Raw genomic sequence first — 14,890 nt, 5'->3', positions numbered from 1 at the left:
AGAAACCGCATCGGCCATGTGCCTGGTTCCGTTGAGTTTCACTGGCGCAGCGCAATTTACTGTCAGGTTCCCGACTTGAGCTTGGTCCATGCACGGGTGCGAGCGCGTTCTGCACTGGATGGCAGTGGCACCAGCGCGAATAGAGAAGTCTGGATGTCGGCGGCGGGGTAGAGATTGGGGTTGTTGCGGATTTCCGGGCTGACCAGGGCAGTGGCGTCCTTGTTCGGGTTGGGATAACCGACGAAGTCGCTGATCGGAGCAATCACCTGCGGCTGCAGCAGGTAGTTGATCAAGGCATGGGCATCATCCGGGTTCTTCGCATCCTTGGGGATGGCCAGCACGTCGAACCAGACCGGTGCGCCTTCCTTGGGCAAGCGCATGTCCACCACCACGCCGTTACCGGCCTCCTTGGCGCGATTGGCCGCCTGGGAGAAACTGCCGGAGTAACCCACGGCCACGCAGATGTCACCATTGGCAATATCGGTCATGTATTTTGAGGAGTGGAAGTAGGCGACGTTTGGGCGGATCTTTTTCAGCAGTTCTTCGGCCTTCGCGTAGTCCTTGGCCTGAGTGCTGTTGGGCGGCAGGCCCAGGTAGTGGAGGGCGATGGGGATCATATCCGTCGGCGAATCGAGAAGGGCCACGCCGCACTGCTTGAGCTTGGCAATGTTCTCTTCCTTGAAGATCAGATCCCAGCTGTCCACCGGCGCGTTTTCGCCGAGCGCAGCCTTGACCTTGGCCGGGTTGAAACCAATCAGTACGGTTCCGTACAAATAAGGCACGGCGAAACGGTTACCCGGATCGTTGGCTTCGATCAGCTTCATCAGTTGCGGGTCCAGATGCTTCCAGTTGGGTAGCTTGCTGCGGTCAAGTGGCTGGAAAGCGTCCGCCTGAATCTGCTTGGCGAGGAAACTGTCGGACGGCACCACCACGTCATAGCCGGAGTTGCCGGTGAGCAGTTTGGCCTCCAGGGTTTCGTTGCTGTCGAAGATGTCGTAGACCAGTTTTGCGCCGTTCTCCTTCTTGAAGTTGTCCAGTGTCTGCGGGGCGACGTAGTCGAACCAGTTGTAGACTCGCAGGGTGCGCTCTTGCGCATTCGCGTTAGCGCTCAGCAGGCCCAGGCTGCAGATCGTAGTGAGGAGCGAACGGGGGAGTTGGTGCTTGATCAATTTCTCACAGCCTTGGGTGATGCTGCCCACTCGTTCGGCTGCCAGCGCCGGGCCAGCAAGCATTGTCAGAGCTTTCAGCAGGACGGCTCGCAGGCTGCCGACTCCAACGCGGGCGGTGCGCCAGGACACCGAGTCCGCTCCCATATCGATTGTTTGCCACGGCTGTTGCTGCTTGTACTTCATAGGACCACCTTTTGAGTTATTGTCTTTGGCCTAGCTCCAAATGAATTGTTACGGCTGCTTGAATCACAATCAATCTATATAAACTACAAGTAATTCAAGCAAAAAAACTAAACGATAGGGTCTGACGCCGATGTCTCCTACGCTTCGTGCAGGCGCTGACGGGATGCACCAGGCAGCGGCATGCACAAACGCGGGCACGTCATCTTTTGGAGTTAGGCGGTGATTCCCCAGGCAGGGCTGGATCAGCCGAACTGGCCCAACCCTGCGAGGGAAAGCAGTCTGGCTATTGCTTGCGTCTCATAGGCGGCAATTCTTTGCAGCGCTAACCGACACTAGGAATGTGTTGGGTGATGCAATGCACACCACCGCCATTGTTGGCAAGGATGGTGCCATCGACACCCACGACTGGCCGTCCCGGAAAAATCTCACGGAAGAGATTCAAGGCAATCTCATCTGCAGGAGTGCTTGAAGTAGGAACCACGATGCCGACGTTGGATTTGTAGAAGTTGATGTAGCTGAAGTTCTCCACTGTCAGGCCAGACACCTTGAATGTTGGCTGAACGGGCATCTTGGTAATCTTGAAAGGGCGGCCTCTTGCATCGGTGCTTTGTTGCAGCACTGCCAGGTTTTCCGCCATCCTGGGCACGTTGGGGTTGTTTGGGTCCGACGGGTAATTCAATAGCAGATGGGCTGGCTCGATGTAGGCAGCAACCAGGTCGACATGCCCATCGGTAGCGGCAGCGCCGTCGTCGCCGTACACCCCATACGGCAGCCAGATCATCTTGGTCGCGTTATAGGCACGCAGCAGCGCGGTCTCGATCTGTGTCTTGGTCATGCTCGGGTTACGATTGGGATTGAGCAGGCACTGTTCGGTGGTAATGAGCGTGCCCTGCCCATCGGTAATCACCGCGCCACCTTCAAACACCATATTGACTGGTGATTTAGGCACGTTAAGGGTGGCGCACACACCGACGGGCAATTGATCATCCAGGGTGGCCGACCACCTGTTGCCCCAGCCGTTGAAAATGAAATCGCGTCCCAACATGTCGTGCCCTGATGGGCTCAGCGCGAATACTGGCGCGGTATCACGGGTCCAGCAATCGTTGTATGGATACTCGATGACAGTAACGTTAGGGCCGCAGCGCTTGCGTACAACCTCGGTATTACCGGTCATCGCCATCATCAAGACCGGCTCGAACTGCGCAATGGCATTCGCTACGTTGATGACAGAATCCTGCATGGGTTTCAGCTGATCCTTGTAGCTCTTGTCATAGGGGTACGCCATCAATACGCTCTGGTGTGGCTCCCACTCTGCGGGCACCCGATAGCCATCGGAGGTAGGGTTGGGCTCCGCGGCTCGAGCCAGGCGTCCAAGACCTGACGTACCGATGGCAGTTGCAGTAATAGCCACCAACGCGCCCATATTGAACCGGCGCCTTCCCGGGTTCGTAGGCCCCTCCATTGCGGCTTGATCTGTCATCAACGGCTCTGTTGCCAACTGAATATCTTGTTCTTGATCCATGTAACGAGTCCCCCGGGTTATCCAGCCAGATATCTCATTTACCAAGGCACACGAGCGAAACAGGTAGAGGTGCACCGAGCTCACCCCCTCATCGCTTCCTTGCTACACCTGTTGTTGCCTGTGCTTCGTAGGGCCACCTATTGAATTGTTGTCTTTGGCCTCCCTGCGCTGAATCTTTGCGGTTGCTCAAGGCACAATCAATCTATATAAATTGTCAAAAAAATAGACAAAAAAACTAAATGGTAGACCCGCATGCCCTTACCTCCGCTCCATGCGTTTCGCGTATTTGAATGTGTTGCAAGGCTGGGCCATGTCGGTGCGGCCGCCGCTGAGCTGCATGTCACCGCCGGGGCTGTCAGCCAGCAGATAAGAGCGTTACAGAGCTCACTCGGCATCGATCTCTTTTACAAGCAGGGCCGCTTCCTGGTGCTGACCGAACGAGGCCTGGCCCTACAACGCTCGGTAGCCCGCGGCATAGGCGAGATCACCGAAGGGGTGCGACAGATTTCCGAAGCGTACTTCCAGGAACCGGCGACGAAAGTCCTGACCATTTCCACGGAACCGATTTTTGGCGCGGCCTGGCTGATGCCGAAGTTGTTCGCCTTTCGTGCAGAACATCCGCACATTCACCTGCGCGTCATTACTGCCGACGACATCAGCGAGGTGGACTGGCGCAGGGCCGATATCGCCGTGCTCTACGACACTCCGACGTGGGAGGGTTTCTGGTGGCGGCCACTGCAAAGCCTGCATATGTTTCCCGTCTGCTGCCCGCAATTGCTGCGCGGCCCGCGTGCGCTCAAGCATCCGTCCGACCTTGTTCACCACCGCCTCTTGCATGAGGATGACGGCGCACAATGGCGGCGCTGGCTGCTTGAGGCGCGGTTGCCTTACCCAGGTGATGCCGATGTTCACCTGGAAGACTTCGGCATTGCCCTGCAGGCGGCGCGAGATGGCTATGGTGTTGCACTCAGCGACGAGATCAATTCATTGCGCGATTTGGATGAGGGCCGCCTGGTGCAACCCTTTGCACTGAAGGTGCCGACGGGGATGGACTATTTCTGCATCTGCAACGAGGAGAGTCGCGACATCCCTGAGATAGCTTTGCTCATCGATTGGCTGATCGAGCAGGCAAAGATAGTCCCGGCCTACCCGTAGCGTTGTTGGGCTGGTTTAACATTCACGTGGCTCAGCACAATGCTGAATGACCTCTGGATTTTTAGGCGTCTTGAGCGGCTGCTATTGGCCGCGTTCTGCCTCTCGCGACAGGCAGAAATCGGCCAAAAGCAGATCATGGCCGCGCTGCTAATCCGCCAGTAATGGGCGCAAAAGTCATGTCGCTTTTCCTCCTCACCTCAAGTCGCGTTTCTAGCGCGACACTCAAGCCGAACAAGGAGTTAGGCATGGACAAGGAACGCTATCAGGCACAATCGGCGGAAAACATTACGCCAGATGCATCGTCTACTGATAGTTGGGAAGCCAACCAGCTAGCATAGGTTTGAGGCAAACCCAAGTCCGGTCAGTGCAATCATCGGCAACCAAACGCCGCGAAAGGAGCAAGGCCTATGTACTCTTCAACGTTCATCTTTGCCAAAAAGCAGTTTGATGAAGCCTTCCACCGACTCGATCAGGAAATCGCTGCAATCGCAAAAACGATCCCTGGTTACCTTGGCGAAGAAGCTTGGGAGAATCCACAGACTGGTCTCTTCTCCAATGTGTACTACTGGAGTTCTCTCGAAGCACTTCAGATATTGGTTCACCATCCCCGTCACCTTGAGGCAAAGGCTGCTCAGGAAAACTGGCTTGCCGGTTATCAAGTCATCATCTCTGAGGTCATCAAAACCTATGGTGACTCCAAGCTTGGCGAGAAATGGCCAATCGCAACAGCTACTTGATCATTCCATCGAACGACCGCAATTGGCCGATCTCAGCCCGTCGCCACCGTCGGTTTTGGGTCGGATAGCGACCACCAGCCATTGTGACTGATCCGCCCTTGTCCTACCTCAACGTGGAGGACGAGCCATGATCACCATCGCTATACAGCCATCAGCCTTGGAACACGGGAAAGCTGCTCGGTCAAGGCCCCGCGGGCCTGTGAAACAAGCAAGGACCAGCGCTTAATGGGTGCCTTTCATCAGTTTTCAGCATATTTCATCGTTCAGCGGCCGGCGATTCAACCTATGTCAGAGCGGTTTTGTCGAGGAGATGCCTTACTACGGCAGCTCCTGGCCAGCCGTGTTGTCGGGTACGAAGTAGCGCTTCCCGTAGAGATCCGCAGGTCAGAGAACCAACACCGTTGTAACTGAATCCGGCCGCCTTGGCCGAGCTGCCAGCTGAATTGAAACCTTGACCATTGTCCATCAGCGCATGGCGAACCGAGTCAAAAAACATGACAGAAGAACTTATGCCAAGTCCGCCATCTCCTTCTAGCCCATGCGCCGTGCCCCGTTTTGGACTCAGCAAGAAAATCGGGATTGTGTTCCTAGCGCTGCTGCTGCTCGGGCTTGGCAATATCCTGGTCGTGCACGCCATGTTCGCGGAATTCACCGGTTTTGACGAAACGATGCGGGTTGCGGGCAAAATGCGTTACCTCGGTCACCGGATGGCGCTCAACACCAGCAGCTTTGTGAACGGATGGTCTCCCGGCAAACAGGCTGCGCTGTCAGACATCAAGAGCTATGAGGATTCGGTCAGTACGCTGATGCACCGAGGAAACACAAATAGCGATCAAATACGGCGAATGACACCGCCACAGCAGCTCAAATTAGAAGAGATCAGAATCGCCTGGCAGCGCTACCGCGAAGATATTGAGTCGGCGCTGCTGCGCGGCGGTACCTCCCGTCCGGATGCAAGGCAGATGGGCGCTCTTGCCGAGAGTTCACAAAGTTTGCTCGACGATGTCGATCAGCTGATGGTATCACTGATAAAGGAGATGCACCGCGAACAGGAAGACGAGCTAAATATCGCTTATCTGTTGTTGGTGGTGGACATACTGTTCCTGGGTGGGATGTGGTTGATTGTCCGGCTAAGCTTCGTTCGTCCGGTGCTGAGGCTCGCGCAGGGCAGTCGCGAACTGGCAAACGGCAACTATCAAGTCCATATCGAACACCGGCCCAATGATGAGGTAGGGCACTTGGTGGATGCCTTTAATGACTCCGCGCGGCGGATCGGTACCCTGATTGGTAACCTCGAGCAGGAACACCTGAACCTCATGCGTGCTGAGTCGATGTTTCGTGGCATAGCTGAAACTTCAGCAGTCGGCGTCTACATAATCCAGGATCATAAATTCGTGTTTGCGAATACACGACTAGCTCAGATGTTCGGCGTTGAGCAACATAGGCTCCTTGAATCACTCGGCATGTTCGACCTGGTGGCGGAAGGTGATCACGATCTGCTCGAGGCCAATGTGCCAAAACGCTTGCACACAGATGGCAGGTTCGAGGGCCTGGCCAGCGAATACCAAGCGCGCAGGAAAGATGGATCGTTGTTCGATCTGGCGGTGTACGGATCGGGTATGTTTCTTGACGGACGCCCCGCAAAGATTGGCATCGCCATGGACATCACTGAGCGTAAGGCGGCTGAAGAAGTCATCCGCAAACTGGCTTTCTACGACCGAATGACCAGTTTGCCAAACCGCCGAATGATGGAAGATCGGCTGGGACAACTGATCGCGCTCGCCAAACGGGAAGAACGTAAGCTGTCGTTGCTGTTTATTGACCTGGACAAGTTCAAGGCGGTCAATGACCAACATGGGCATGAGGCGGGAGATTGGTTATTGGCCCAGGTCGCATCCCGTATGGGGTCTGTACTGCGCGAGTCTGATACCGCCTCGCGAATCGGCGGTGATGAATTCGTCATCCTCCTGCCGGATGCCCGGAATGCAGAAGATGCCGTTGTGGTCGCCGAGAAAATCCGCCTGGTACTTGAACAACCTTTTGTCATGGAGAACGGTGTAACACTCTCCATTTCATCAAGTATCGGCGTGGTGATATATCCTGACTTAGCTGACAATTTGCGCGATTTGCTGCGCTATGGCGACGAAGCCATGTACCGCGCCAAGAAGGGCGGCAGGAATGCCGTCGAGGTGTTTACCCTGTTGCCGCTGACCGAAAACTGAGCCAGTTCACCGTGTTGCTGCGCGATCAGCAGGAATTTCTTGTGGATCGCTATTCCAAACGCAAGGACGGCGCTGAGCAACTGCATGAATGTCTAGGCTTCAATCATTGGCACATTCCCCGAGGTTGGCTACAAACTCGGCAAGTGGCATGTCGTTGGTTGTTGGCGATTTGAGTTGTCAGGAGCCTCGAATTACCCAAGCGAAACTTGCTAATTTTCAGAGCTCGCCAAATGACTTTCGCGGTGGCCCAAGTTGATTTTCGCAATACGCATTAGGTTGAGAGCGGTCATTCGACGAATGTCTGGTTCTGGCCGATTTCTGCCTGTCGCGAGCGGCAGATATCGGCTGTCGATCCAACCGCTCCACGCAGCAGATTAGCTAAATCCTTCAGGCGGGCATAAGTCGGGGGCCGAGCCCATGTTGAAGGGCAAACTCGACAGCGCTCAGCAGCGTGTCGCTGCTGAAGGGTTTGCGCAGGCATTTGATGGGCTCGAAGCGGCAGGATTCGGCCAGTGTCGCTTCATCCCAATCTGCCGACATGCAGATCACGGGGAATTTTCGGCCCTTGAGCGACAGCGCGCGCATGACGTCTATCCCAGACAAACCGGTCATTTTCAGATCGAGCAGCAGGCACGCTACGTCATCGAGGTTTTCCAGGGCCAGGAACTCTTCGCCCGAGGCGAATACCCTTGAGTGGTATCCGGCCGAACGGAGCAGATTAGCCAGGCTTTTACGCACCGATTTATCGTCGTCCACGATATAGACAATGAGCATGGCACTGGACGATGGCGGGGGGGAGTTGCCAGTGTCGATCGTCATGAAGAGTCCTGCATGGCAAACGGTGCCTCTGCGGCAATCAAGCCATACAGGTTGACCAGGCTGACGAGCGAGCGCGTCTGCATCTTCTCCATGATGTGTTTGCGGTGGACTTTGGCGGTGACTTCACTGGTCCCCAGCCGGTTGGCGATATGTTTGTTGGACAGGCCCTCAACGATCAGCGGCAACACTTCGCGTTCACGGGGGGTCAACAACCCGGTGCGTTGACGGGCGCTTTGAATGCGTTGCCATTGCTTGAATGCAGTCGCTGCACGTTGGCGAGTGGTACGCAGGGTATCGAGCAATTGGTCGTCGTTAAAAGGCTTGATCAGAAACTCGACCGCGCCTGCCTTCATGGCCTGCACCGACATCGGGACGGTACCGAAACCGGTCATGAATATGACTGGCCATGGATGTCCACGTTGGCTGAGTGCCGTTTGCAGTTCCAGGCCTGTCGCCTCGGGCAGGCTTATATCGAGCAACAGGCAAGCGGGGCCGATGTCGAGGTCAGCGCTGAGCAATTCTTCGGCCGAGGCGAATATCCGATGTGCGATACCTTCTGCCCGCAGCAGGCGGCTGAGCGCTGTACGCACGGACGCTTCATCGTCGACGATAAACACCGGCACGCTGTCAGGATCAATCGTCGCCAGACTCTCAGGCACAAGAGAGGCCTGGACGACTGGAGGGAACAGCGGCAGGGGGAGTTCACGTTGTTTCAATAATCGGTAACCTCGCCTCGGGACCGTCTGGATGATTTCTTTTTTTCCGAGCAACTTGCGTAGCGAGGAAATCTGCACTTGAAGGTTGTTTTCCTCGACGACGGTGTCGGGCCATACCTGTGTGATCAATTCATCTTTACTGACGATCCGGCCATCGGCCTGCATCAACACCAAGAGTATTTCGAACGCCCGACCACCAACACGCAGCGGCTGTCCATCACGAAATGCTTCGCGCTGTTCCAGGGAAATAGTAGTGTGGCCGAGTTGGATCATGTAAACCTCTGCACTGAGGTGTTGAAGAAAGTGACGTGTGCACTTTTGTTGATCAGGGCTACACGCTAGGGGACAGCCGCGCATAATTCAATTATCCCGAGGGATAACACTCCGTGATTTCAGTGCGCGAAACTACCCACAGGAGGGGCGCTCGACGGCCAACATAGTGCCGGTAGCGGACATCATCACCTGAACGCAACCATTGAGCCAAAAGCCGTGCATATACTGCGACCTTAGCCTGAAACGAATCTTTGGCGGTGATTGTTCATGCTCAGCAGTTCTCTCACTTCATCCAATTCCCGTGATCCTGATGCCATCGGCGTTGAAGCCTGGCTGGAACGTTGCAGCTTCGAATTGCTGCGCCGGGAAAACGACCTGACCTGGTTCGCGATTCAGGATAGGCAGTCGGGCACCCGCTGGCTCGGCGCCCGGGCTCCGATCCAGCAGCCTGCCACGTGCCAGCGGTTGGAGCGCGATTTTCACCTGCACCTGGACCTGGCCTGGTCGATTGCCCCTGTCTCGTTAATCCGCTCGGCCGAGGGCCCTTTGCTGATCTATCCCGTGTCGGGAACGCCGCTGGTTGATCTGATCAGTGACACAGGACTGCCATTGGAGCGCTGGCTGACCATCGCGGTAGCGGCGGCCAACGCGCTGTCCAGCGTCCAGAAAGCGGGCACGCGACATGGCAATCTGTTACCCCATCACCTCATCGTGGACGCCGCCGATTCAGTCAGGCTCCTGGGTTTCCATAGCCATGCCCGGGAAGCTCACGCAGCAGAGTTGCCCTGCCTGGAACAATGGCCGTATCTGGCGCCCGAGCAAGTACAGCGTGAGACCCCCCGTTTTGACGCGCGTAGTGATACGTACGCCCTGGCCGCAATCCTTTATCAAGCGCTGACTGGCTGCCTGCCCCTCACAGCTCGCGCTGCGTCTCAATGGCAGCACGTGCACGCCGCCGTCCAGCCGCAATCTCCGGCGATCCATGTTGCCGATCTGCCGGAAGGCATCTGCCGAGTGCTGCTCAAAGGCTTGGCGAAAGAGCCGGGTGCCCGCTATCAGAGCGCCGAATCCATGGCCGCGGATCTGCTCTGGTGCCAGCAGCAGTGGCGGGAGCACGGGCGCATCGATGGGTTTAGGCTGGGCGCCTTCGATGGGCTACCTTCAGTGACCCCCGGTGATGTTCTGTTCGGTCGAGAGGCCGAGTGCACGCAACTGATAGAGCAGATGAATCAGGTGCGCAGCGATGGCATCGCCCGGGGCCTGCTGGTTGGGGGGGCACCGGGTGCCGGCAAGTCGACGCTGATCCATCAGGGTGTCCGCCCCCTGGCGCCCGGTTATTGGGCGAGCGGTAAAAGCAATCTCCTGCAGCAGGAAATTCCATATGCACCATTGGTGGAAATTTTCAGATCGCTGATGACTCAGTTGCTGGGCAAGCCAGCTCAGGAGTTGGAGGCGCTGGGTGAGCAATTGATCGAACGGCTGAAGGGGAGGGGCCGGATTTTGGTGGAACTGGTACCCGAAGCCGAGCTGGTCATTGGTGCCACGTCTGAACTGCCGAACATGTCGGCCCGACATGCGCTCGATCGCGCCAACCGGACCCTGCTGGATGTACTGCAAGTCTTCACCCAGCCGGGACGGCCACTGGTGCTGTTTGTGGATGACGTCCAGTGGGCGGACGATTCGACGCTGTCATTCCTGCACGCCTTCGCCGCCCGGCCACCCCGGCATCTGGTGCTGATCCTGGCGTACCGCGATTGCGAGGCGCAGGCCCTGGAATGTGAAGGTGGATTGCTGGAGGTGCTGGGCCGTGGGCAATCGCTGTCCTGCGCAAGTGTCAGGTTGGGGCCATTGTCGATCCCTGCGGTCGCGCAACTGATCGCCTCTGAACTGGACACTGACGCTCAGAATATTGAGGCGCTCGCGCAAGTCGTACACTACAAGACGGCGGGCAACCCCCTCTTCGTCAGCCAGGTGTTGCGGGCGTTGATCGAGGAACGCCTGGTGCGCTTCGACGTGCAGGAACGCCGCTGGGCCTGGAGCCAGGAAGAGGTGGGCGGTTATCGCTACGCTGATAACGTCGCAGACCTGATGGTGCTGCGACTCGACCGTCTGCCATCGATGGAACGCGAAGTGATGCGCACGGCCGGATGCGTCGGTGGGCGCTGTGATGAATCGCTGCTGCATCGGCTGTTGCCACACGACCCGGAACAGATCGCCCGTGATGTGCAAAGCCTGATCAATGCGGGTTTTCTGCTGCGCGAGCAAGAGCAACTGGTGTTTCCTCACGACCGTGTACTTGAGGCAGCCTGTCAACTGCCTGCGCCAAATGGACGCGCGGCCGAGCATGCGCGTATCGCCGCTGTCATGCTTGATCACTGGGATGAACAGATCCATGAGCGTGTGTTCGAAGTCGCCAGCCAGATCAAGCGCATTGACGCCAATGAACTGGAGGCGCATCGCTGTGCCGCGTTCGTCGAACTGTTGATTGAAGCGGCTGAACGCGCCAGGAACACCGCTGCGGTAGAGCAAGCCGTGGAGTATCTGCGCACCGCCGAATGCCTGCTCGGCCAGGCGGGGTGGTCGAGCCTGTACACCCAGGCGTTCGCCACTCAATGGCTGGCGGCCGATTGCGACATGCTGTTGGCCGACCTGGCCGGCGCCCAGCGTCGCCTCGATGACTGCCTGGCTCACGCCACCACCGCGTTGGACCGAGCGAAAACTTGTCGCTTGCGGGCTACGTTGCGCACGCTGCACTCCGATTACGAAGGGGCGATCACCGAGGCGCAGAACGGTCTGAGCCTGCTGGACATTGCGCTGCAACGCAGGCCTTCGCAGGAACAGCTTGACCTGGCGTTTGCCCGAGTGCGCACACTCGTTGGCAAACGCCGTATTGCTGAACTGTTTGATTTACCCAAGGCCGACGATCCGCGTATCGAGACGGCTATGGAGTTGCTCAGTACGCTGATTTCCTCGTTGTTCGTCAATGACGACATCCGCTTGCTGCATCTGGCGAAAATGGTCGAACTCACGCTGATGCATGGCACCACGCCGAGCAGTGGTTACGGATTTTCCTGGTTCGGCGTGATGATTGCCGAGCGCTTTGGCGAATATGTGGACGGGCAGGCCTTCGCGGAGGTCGCCCTGGAACTCATTGACAAGCATGGCTATGAAGCCGGGCGCACAGGAACGCTGGTTGCGCTGGATCAGGTCAGCCCCTGGACCCGGCCCATGGCGTATGCCCGGCAGAAGGCTTTCGCTGCGTTGGAGTGCGGCCAGGCCGCTGGCGACCTCGGTATGTCCTGTTATGCCTGCAACCACATCGGCTCTGACCTGCTGTTCATGGGCGAACCCTTGCAAGGGGTATTGAGTGAGCTGGACCGGGGCCTGGCCTGGGTGAGTCAGTTTCATTACGTCGACATCGAGCGCATCCTGCTGGCGCAACAGGCGTTTGCTATCGATCTGCGCGATGGGCGCCCGCATCGGCCGCTGGGCGAGCTGGACGTTACGGAGCATGACCGTTTCGGCGCCATTGATCGTACTCGCGTGTCACAACCGACGCTTTTCTGGTCGTGGTTGTATTCGGGCATGTCTGCGTTTTATTTTGGCGATATCGCTTACGCGTTGAGGCGTTTCGAGGAGGCCGCCGCGTTGGCCTGGTCCATTCCGGCGCATATCAATCTGGCCGATTACTACCTGTTCTACAGTCTGGCACTGGGCAGTGCGCAGGCGCCGGGCGACGAGGCCGAGAAGCTGGAAAAACTTGAGCAGCAACGCCTGCGGTTCCTGCAATGGGTGGAGCTCAATCCGACAACTTTCCGCAACAAACTTCTGCTGATTGAGGGTGTGATCGCCCGTTTACGCGGGCAGGACCTGGTTGCCATCCGCTGCTTCGACCAGTCGCAAATCGCGGCGGCGGCGGCCGGTTTCATCCATGAGCAGGCGCTGGCCCATGAACAGCTGGCCAATATCTGCCTGGCGAATGGGCTGGCATCGGGTGCCACTCACCACCTGCACGTCGCGCGTGATTGCTACCAACTGTGGGGCGCTGATGGCAAGGCACGTCAACTGGAGGCCTTGCATCCGAATATTGTTGAAGCCCCGGCGTTCGAGCCTGCCCGGCCTGTGACCCAGGTTCGCCTCGATCTTGACGTGGGGATCGAGGCGGCGCGTGCACTTTCGCAGGAGGTATTGCTCGAACGGCTGGTCGAAACCCTGATGATTCACCTGATGGTTCAGGCGGGTGCCGACCATGGTGTGCTGATGATCGTGAGTGACGCGCAACTGCAACTGGCGGCGGCCGCGACTGTCGAAGCCGGCAATGTGCGGGTCGTCATGGACGCCGAGCAGTCACTCGAACAACTGACGCCGCTCGCAGTGCTCAACGCCACCATGCGCACGCGCACGCCCTTGGTGCTGGACGATGCCCGGACAGACTGTCCTGAGGCGTACAGCGCCGACCTGCAACAGCGTCAGACACGTTCCATGTTGTGCCTGCCGCTGCTCAAACAAGGCACATTGATCGGCCTGGTCTACCTCGAAAACAGCCTGCTACCCAAATTGTTTAGCGCCGAGCGCCTGACGATGCTTGAAATGCTCGCCTCCCAGGCCGCCGTGTCGCTGCAAACGGCCAGGCTGTATGCGCAACTGGTCGAGGACAACCAGTTGCGCGCGCAGATGGAAGCAGATTTACGCAGTTCCCGGGCGGAACTGGCGCGTAGTTCGCACCTTAAAGTCATGGGTGAGCTTTCTGCTTCGATTGCCCATGAAATCAGCCAGCCGCTGCTGGGTATCCTGGCCAATGCCTCGGCGAGTCTGCGTTGGCTCAAGCGTGATCAGCCCGATTTGGAGGAGGCAATTCAGGGGCTGGAAGACATCCGGTCAGACAGCGCCCGTGCCACCGACATCATCCAGGCCCTCCGCGCGCTTGCCAAACAGGCCCCTTTGCAACGGTTGCCGGTGCAAATTGACCACCTGATCGGTGAGGTCGTGCGCTTGACCGCCCCCGACCTGGCGAACCGCGACGTGCGGCTGGAAACCCGGCTCAATGCGCAATGCTCGGTTTGGGTCGATGCCGTGCAGATTCAGCAGGTGGTATACAACCTGATCACCAATGCGCTGGAAGCCATCGCCGGAACCGGAGCGTCGGATGGACGCATCACCATCGACTCAGCGGTCGAAGGTGACTGTGTACATGTCTGTTTGCAGGACAACGGACCGGGAGTCGGCGCGCAAGAGCGCGAGCAGATCTTCGATGCGTTCTATACCACCAAAGGCAGTGGCATGGGCATGGGGCTGGCTATCTGCAGGTCAGTGGTCGGCGCGCACGGAGGGACGTTGGTGGTCCAGGACAGCGAGCAAGGTGCCCGGATTTGTTTCAGTTTGCCGCTCACGCCAGTCAGCGCTGGATAAAAAGTGGCTGCTTGCGATGGCGTGATGAAAGTTGTGGCGCCAGGCCTTCGGTGTCACCCCCTCCAGGCGACTGAACGTGCGGGTGAAATGCGGGTGATCGGCGAAACCGCATTCATAAACCACGTCCGTTATTGCCATTGAAGTGATCAGCAGGCGTTTCGCTTTTTCAATCTTCATCCGCAACAGCCAGTCTTGAGGCGAGTGACCGGTAACCTTTTTGAACGCGCGGGAGAAGTGGCTGCGTGACAGGTTGCATTGCTGGGCAATTTCGCCGATGCGCACGCAGTTGTCCATGTCACGCAGCATCAACTCCTTGGCGCGGCGCTCCTGCCAGCCGGAAAGCGATCCCAGCGGTCGCGCAAGAGAGCAGGGAGTGTCTGAGTCAGCCGATTGTGGGTTCATGGCGGCAATCCTTATCGTTCAGGAAAGTCTGTCCGCCAACGGCATTTAAAGTCCTTAAGCAAACCTTAAGAGTTATTAAACGGGCCTTGTCACAGGCATTGGACAGCACGCCGTTATAGGCGGGCGAACCGCTGCAAGTTGCCAACAGCCCCCAAGACCGAATCTCCTGCCTGGATTTCCTCCAATAGAGGAGTGGGTTAGCTTTTTGAGTAAAAAGACGAGGAGGGTCTCAATATTGTCTCTTTGCGCTTGACAATTTTTTAGGCAAATCACTTATTCTTCT

The 14,890-nt window shown here is 57.5% G+C and carries 9 protein-coding genes and 1 pseudogene; 5 read left to right on the top strand and 5 right to left on the bottom strand.

Features of this window, described 5'->3' with window-relative positions; all coding sequences use genetic code 11:
* Positions 1–62 precede the first annotated feature (62 nt).
* Both ASE98_RS24005 and ASE98_RS24000 read right to left on the bottom strand, forming a co-directional pair.
* Complete coding sequence (locus ASE98_RS24005) at positions 63–1,352, bottom strand: polyamine ABC transporter substrate-binding protein (protein ID WP_236707829.1); 1,290 nt, start codon at positions 1,350–1,352, stop codon at positions 63–65.
* A gap of 322 nt (positions 1,353–1,674) precedes the next feature.
* A complete protein-coding gene (locus ASE98_RS24000; RefSeq protein WP_236707828.1) occupies positions 1,675–2,874 on the bottom strand; it encodes an agmatine deiminase family protein in 1,200 nt (399 codons plus the stop codon).
* A gap of 252 nt (positions 2,875–3,126) precedes the next feature.
* Here ASE98_RS24000 and ASE98_RS23995 point away from each other — a divergent pair, with 252 nt between their 5' ends.
* The 4 genes and pseudogenes from ASE98_RS23995 to ASE98_RS27580 form a co-directional block, all read left to right on the top strand.
* Entirely contained in the window at positions 3,127–4,029 is a 903-nt protein-coding gene (locus ASE98_RS23995) for a LysR substrate-binding domain-containing protein (RefSeq protein WP_060543791.1), read from the top strand.
* 407 nt (positions 4,030–4,436) lie between these two features.
* Positions 4,437–4,766, top strand: coding sequence for an antibiotic biosynthesis monooxygenase family protein (locus tag ASE98_RS23990; protein WP_060543790.1), 330 nt, complete (start codon positions 4,437–4,439; stop codon positions 4,764–4,766).
* Positions 4,767–5,260: 494 nt separating this feature from the next.
* Entirely contained in the window at positions 5,261–6,988 is a 1,728-nt protein-coding gene (locus tag ASE98_RS27585; RefSeq protein WP_082457633.1) for a diguanylate cyclase, read from the top strand.
* Positions 6,982–7,201, top strand: a pseudogene (locus ASE98_RS27580) (hypothetical protein); the annotation flags it as partial. The gene ASE98_RS27585 and the pseudogene ASE98_RS27580, both read left to right, overlap by 7 nt.
* Positions 7,202–7,375: 174 nt before the next feature.
* Here ASE98_RS27580 and ASE98_RS23980 read toward each other — a convergent pair.
* A complete protein-coding gene (locus ASE98_RS23980; protein WP_060543876.1) occupies positions 7,376–7,762 on the bottom strand; it encodes a response regulator transcription factor in 387 nt (128 codons plus the stop codon).
* A 41-nt stretch (positions 7,763–7,803) separates the two neighbouring features.
* Positions 7,804–8,796: a response regulator gene (locus ASE98_RS23975; protein WP_060543788.1), complete on the bottom strand. Its 993-nt coding sequence runs from the start codon at positions 8,794–8,796 to the stop codon at positions 7,804–7,806.
* 354 nt (positions 8,797–9,150) lie between these two features.
* Between ASE98_RS23975 and ASE98_RS23970 the strand changes: the two genes are divergently transcribed.
* A complete protein-coding gene (locus tag ASE98_RS23970) occupies positions 9,151–14,205 on the top strand; it encodes a trifunctional serine/threonine-protein kinase/ATP-binding protein/sensor histidine kinase (protein WP_060543875.1) in 5,055 nt (1,684 codons plus the stop codon).
* Here the strand turns inward: ASE98_RS23970 and ASE98_RS23965 are convergent.
* The gene (locus tag ASE98_RS23965) at positions 14,104–14,607 is read right to left on the bottom strand and encodes a helix-turn-helix transcriptional regulator (protein WP_082457632.1); all 504 of its coding nucleotides are present in this window, start codon (positions 14,605–14,607) and stop codon (positions 14,104–14,106) included. The genes ASE98_RS23970 and ASE98_RS23965 overlap by 102 nt on opposite strands.
* Positions 14,608–14,890 lie beyond the last annotated feature (283 nt).

This window comes from Pseudomonas sp. Leaf48, assembly GCF_001421885.1.
Classification (GTDB): Bacteria; Pseudomonadota; Gammaproteobacteria; order Pseudomonadales; family Pseudomonadaceae; genus Aquipseudomonas.
The sequence above is the reverse complement of the archived record's forward strand: the minus strand, read 5'-3'. Positions and strand labels throughout refer to the sequence as shown.

Excerpts from the sequence above, each read along its gene's own strand:
- ASE98_RS27585 (WP_082457633.1), top strand. The coding sequence starts at position 5,261 with ATGACAGAAGAACTTATGCCAAGTCCGCCATCTCCTTCTAGCCCATGC.
- ASE98_RS23975 (WP_060543788.1), bottom strand. The coding sequence starts at position 8,796 with ATGATCCAACTCGGCCACACTACTATTTCCCTGGAACAGCGCGAAGCA.
- ASE98_RS23990 (WP_060543790.1), top strand. The coding sequence starts at position 4,437 with ATGTACTCTTCAACGTTCATCTTTGCCAAAAAGCAGTTTGATGAAGCC.
- ASE98_RS23965 (WP_082457632.1), bottom strand. The coding sequence starts at position 14,607 with ATGAACCCACAATCGGCTGACTCAGACACTCCCTGCTCTCTTGCGCGA.
- ASE98_RS23995 (WP_060543791.1), top strand. The coding sequence starts at position 3,127 with ATGCCCTTACCTCCGCTCCATGCGTTTCGCGTATTTGAATGTGTTGCA.
- ASE98_RS24000 (WP_236707828.1), bottom strand. The coding sequence starts at position 2,874 with ATGGATCAAGAACAAGATATTCAGTTGGCAACAGAGCCGTTGATGACA.
- ASE98_RS23980 (WP_060543876.1), bottom strand. The coding sequence starts at position 7,762 with ATGCTCATTGTCTATATCGTGGACGACGATAAATCGGTGCGTAAAAGC.
- ASE98_RS24005 (WP_236707829.1), bottom strand. The coding sequence starts at position 1,352 with ATGAAGTACAAGCAGCAACAGCCGTGGCAAACAATCGATATGGGAGCG.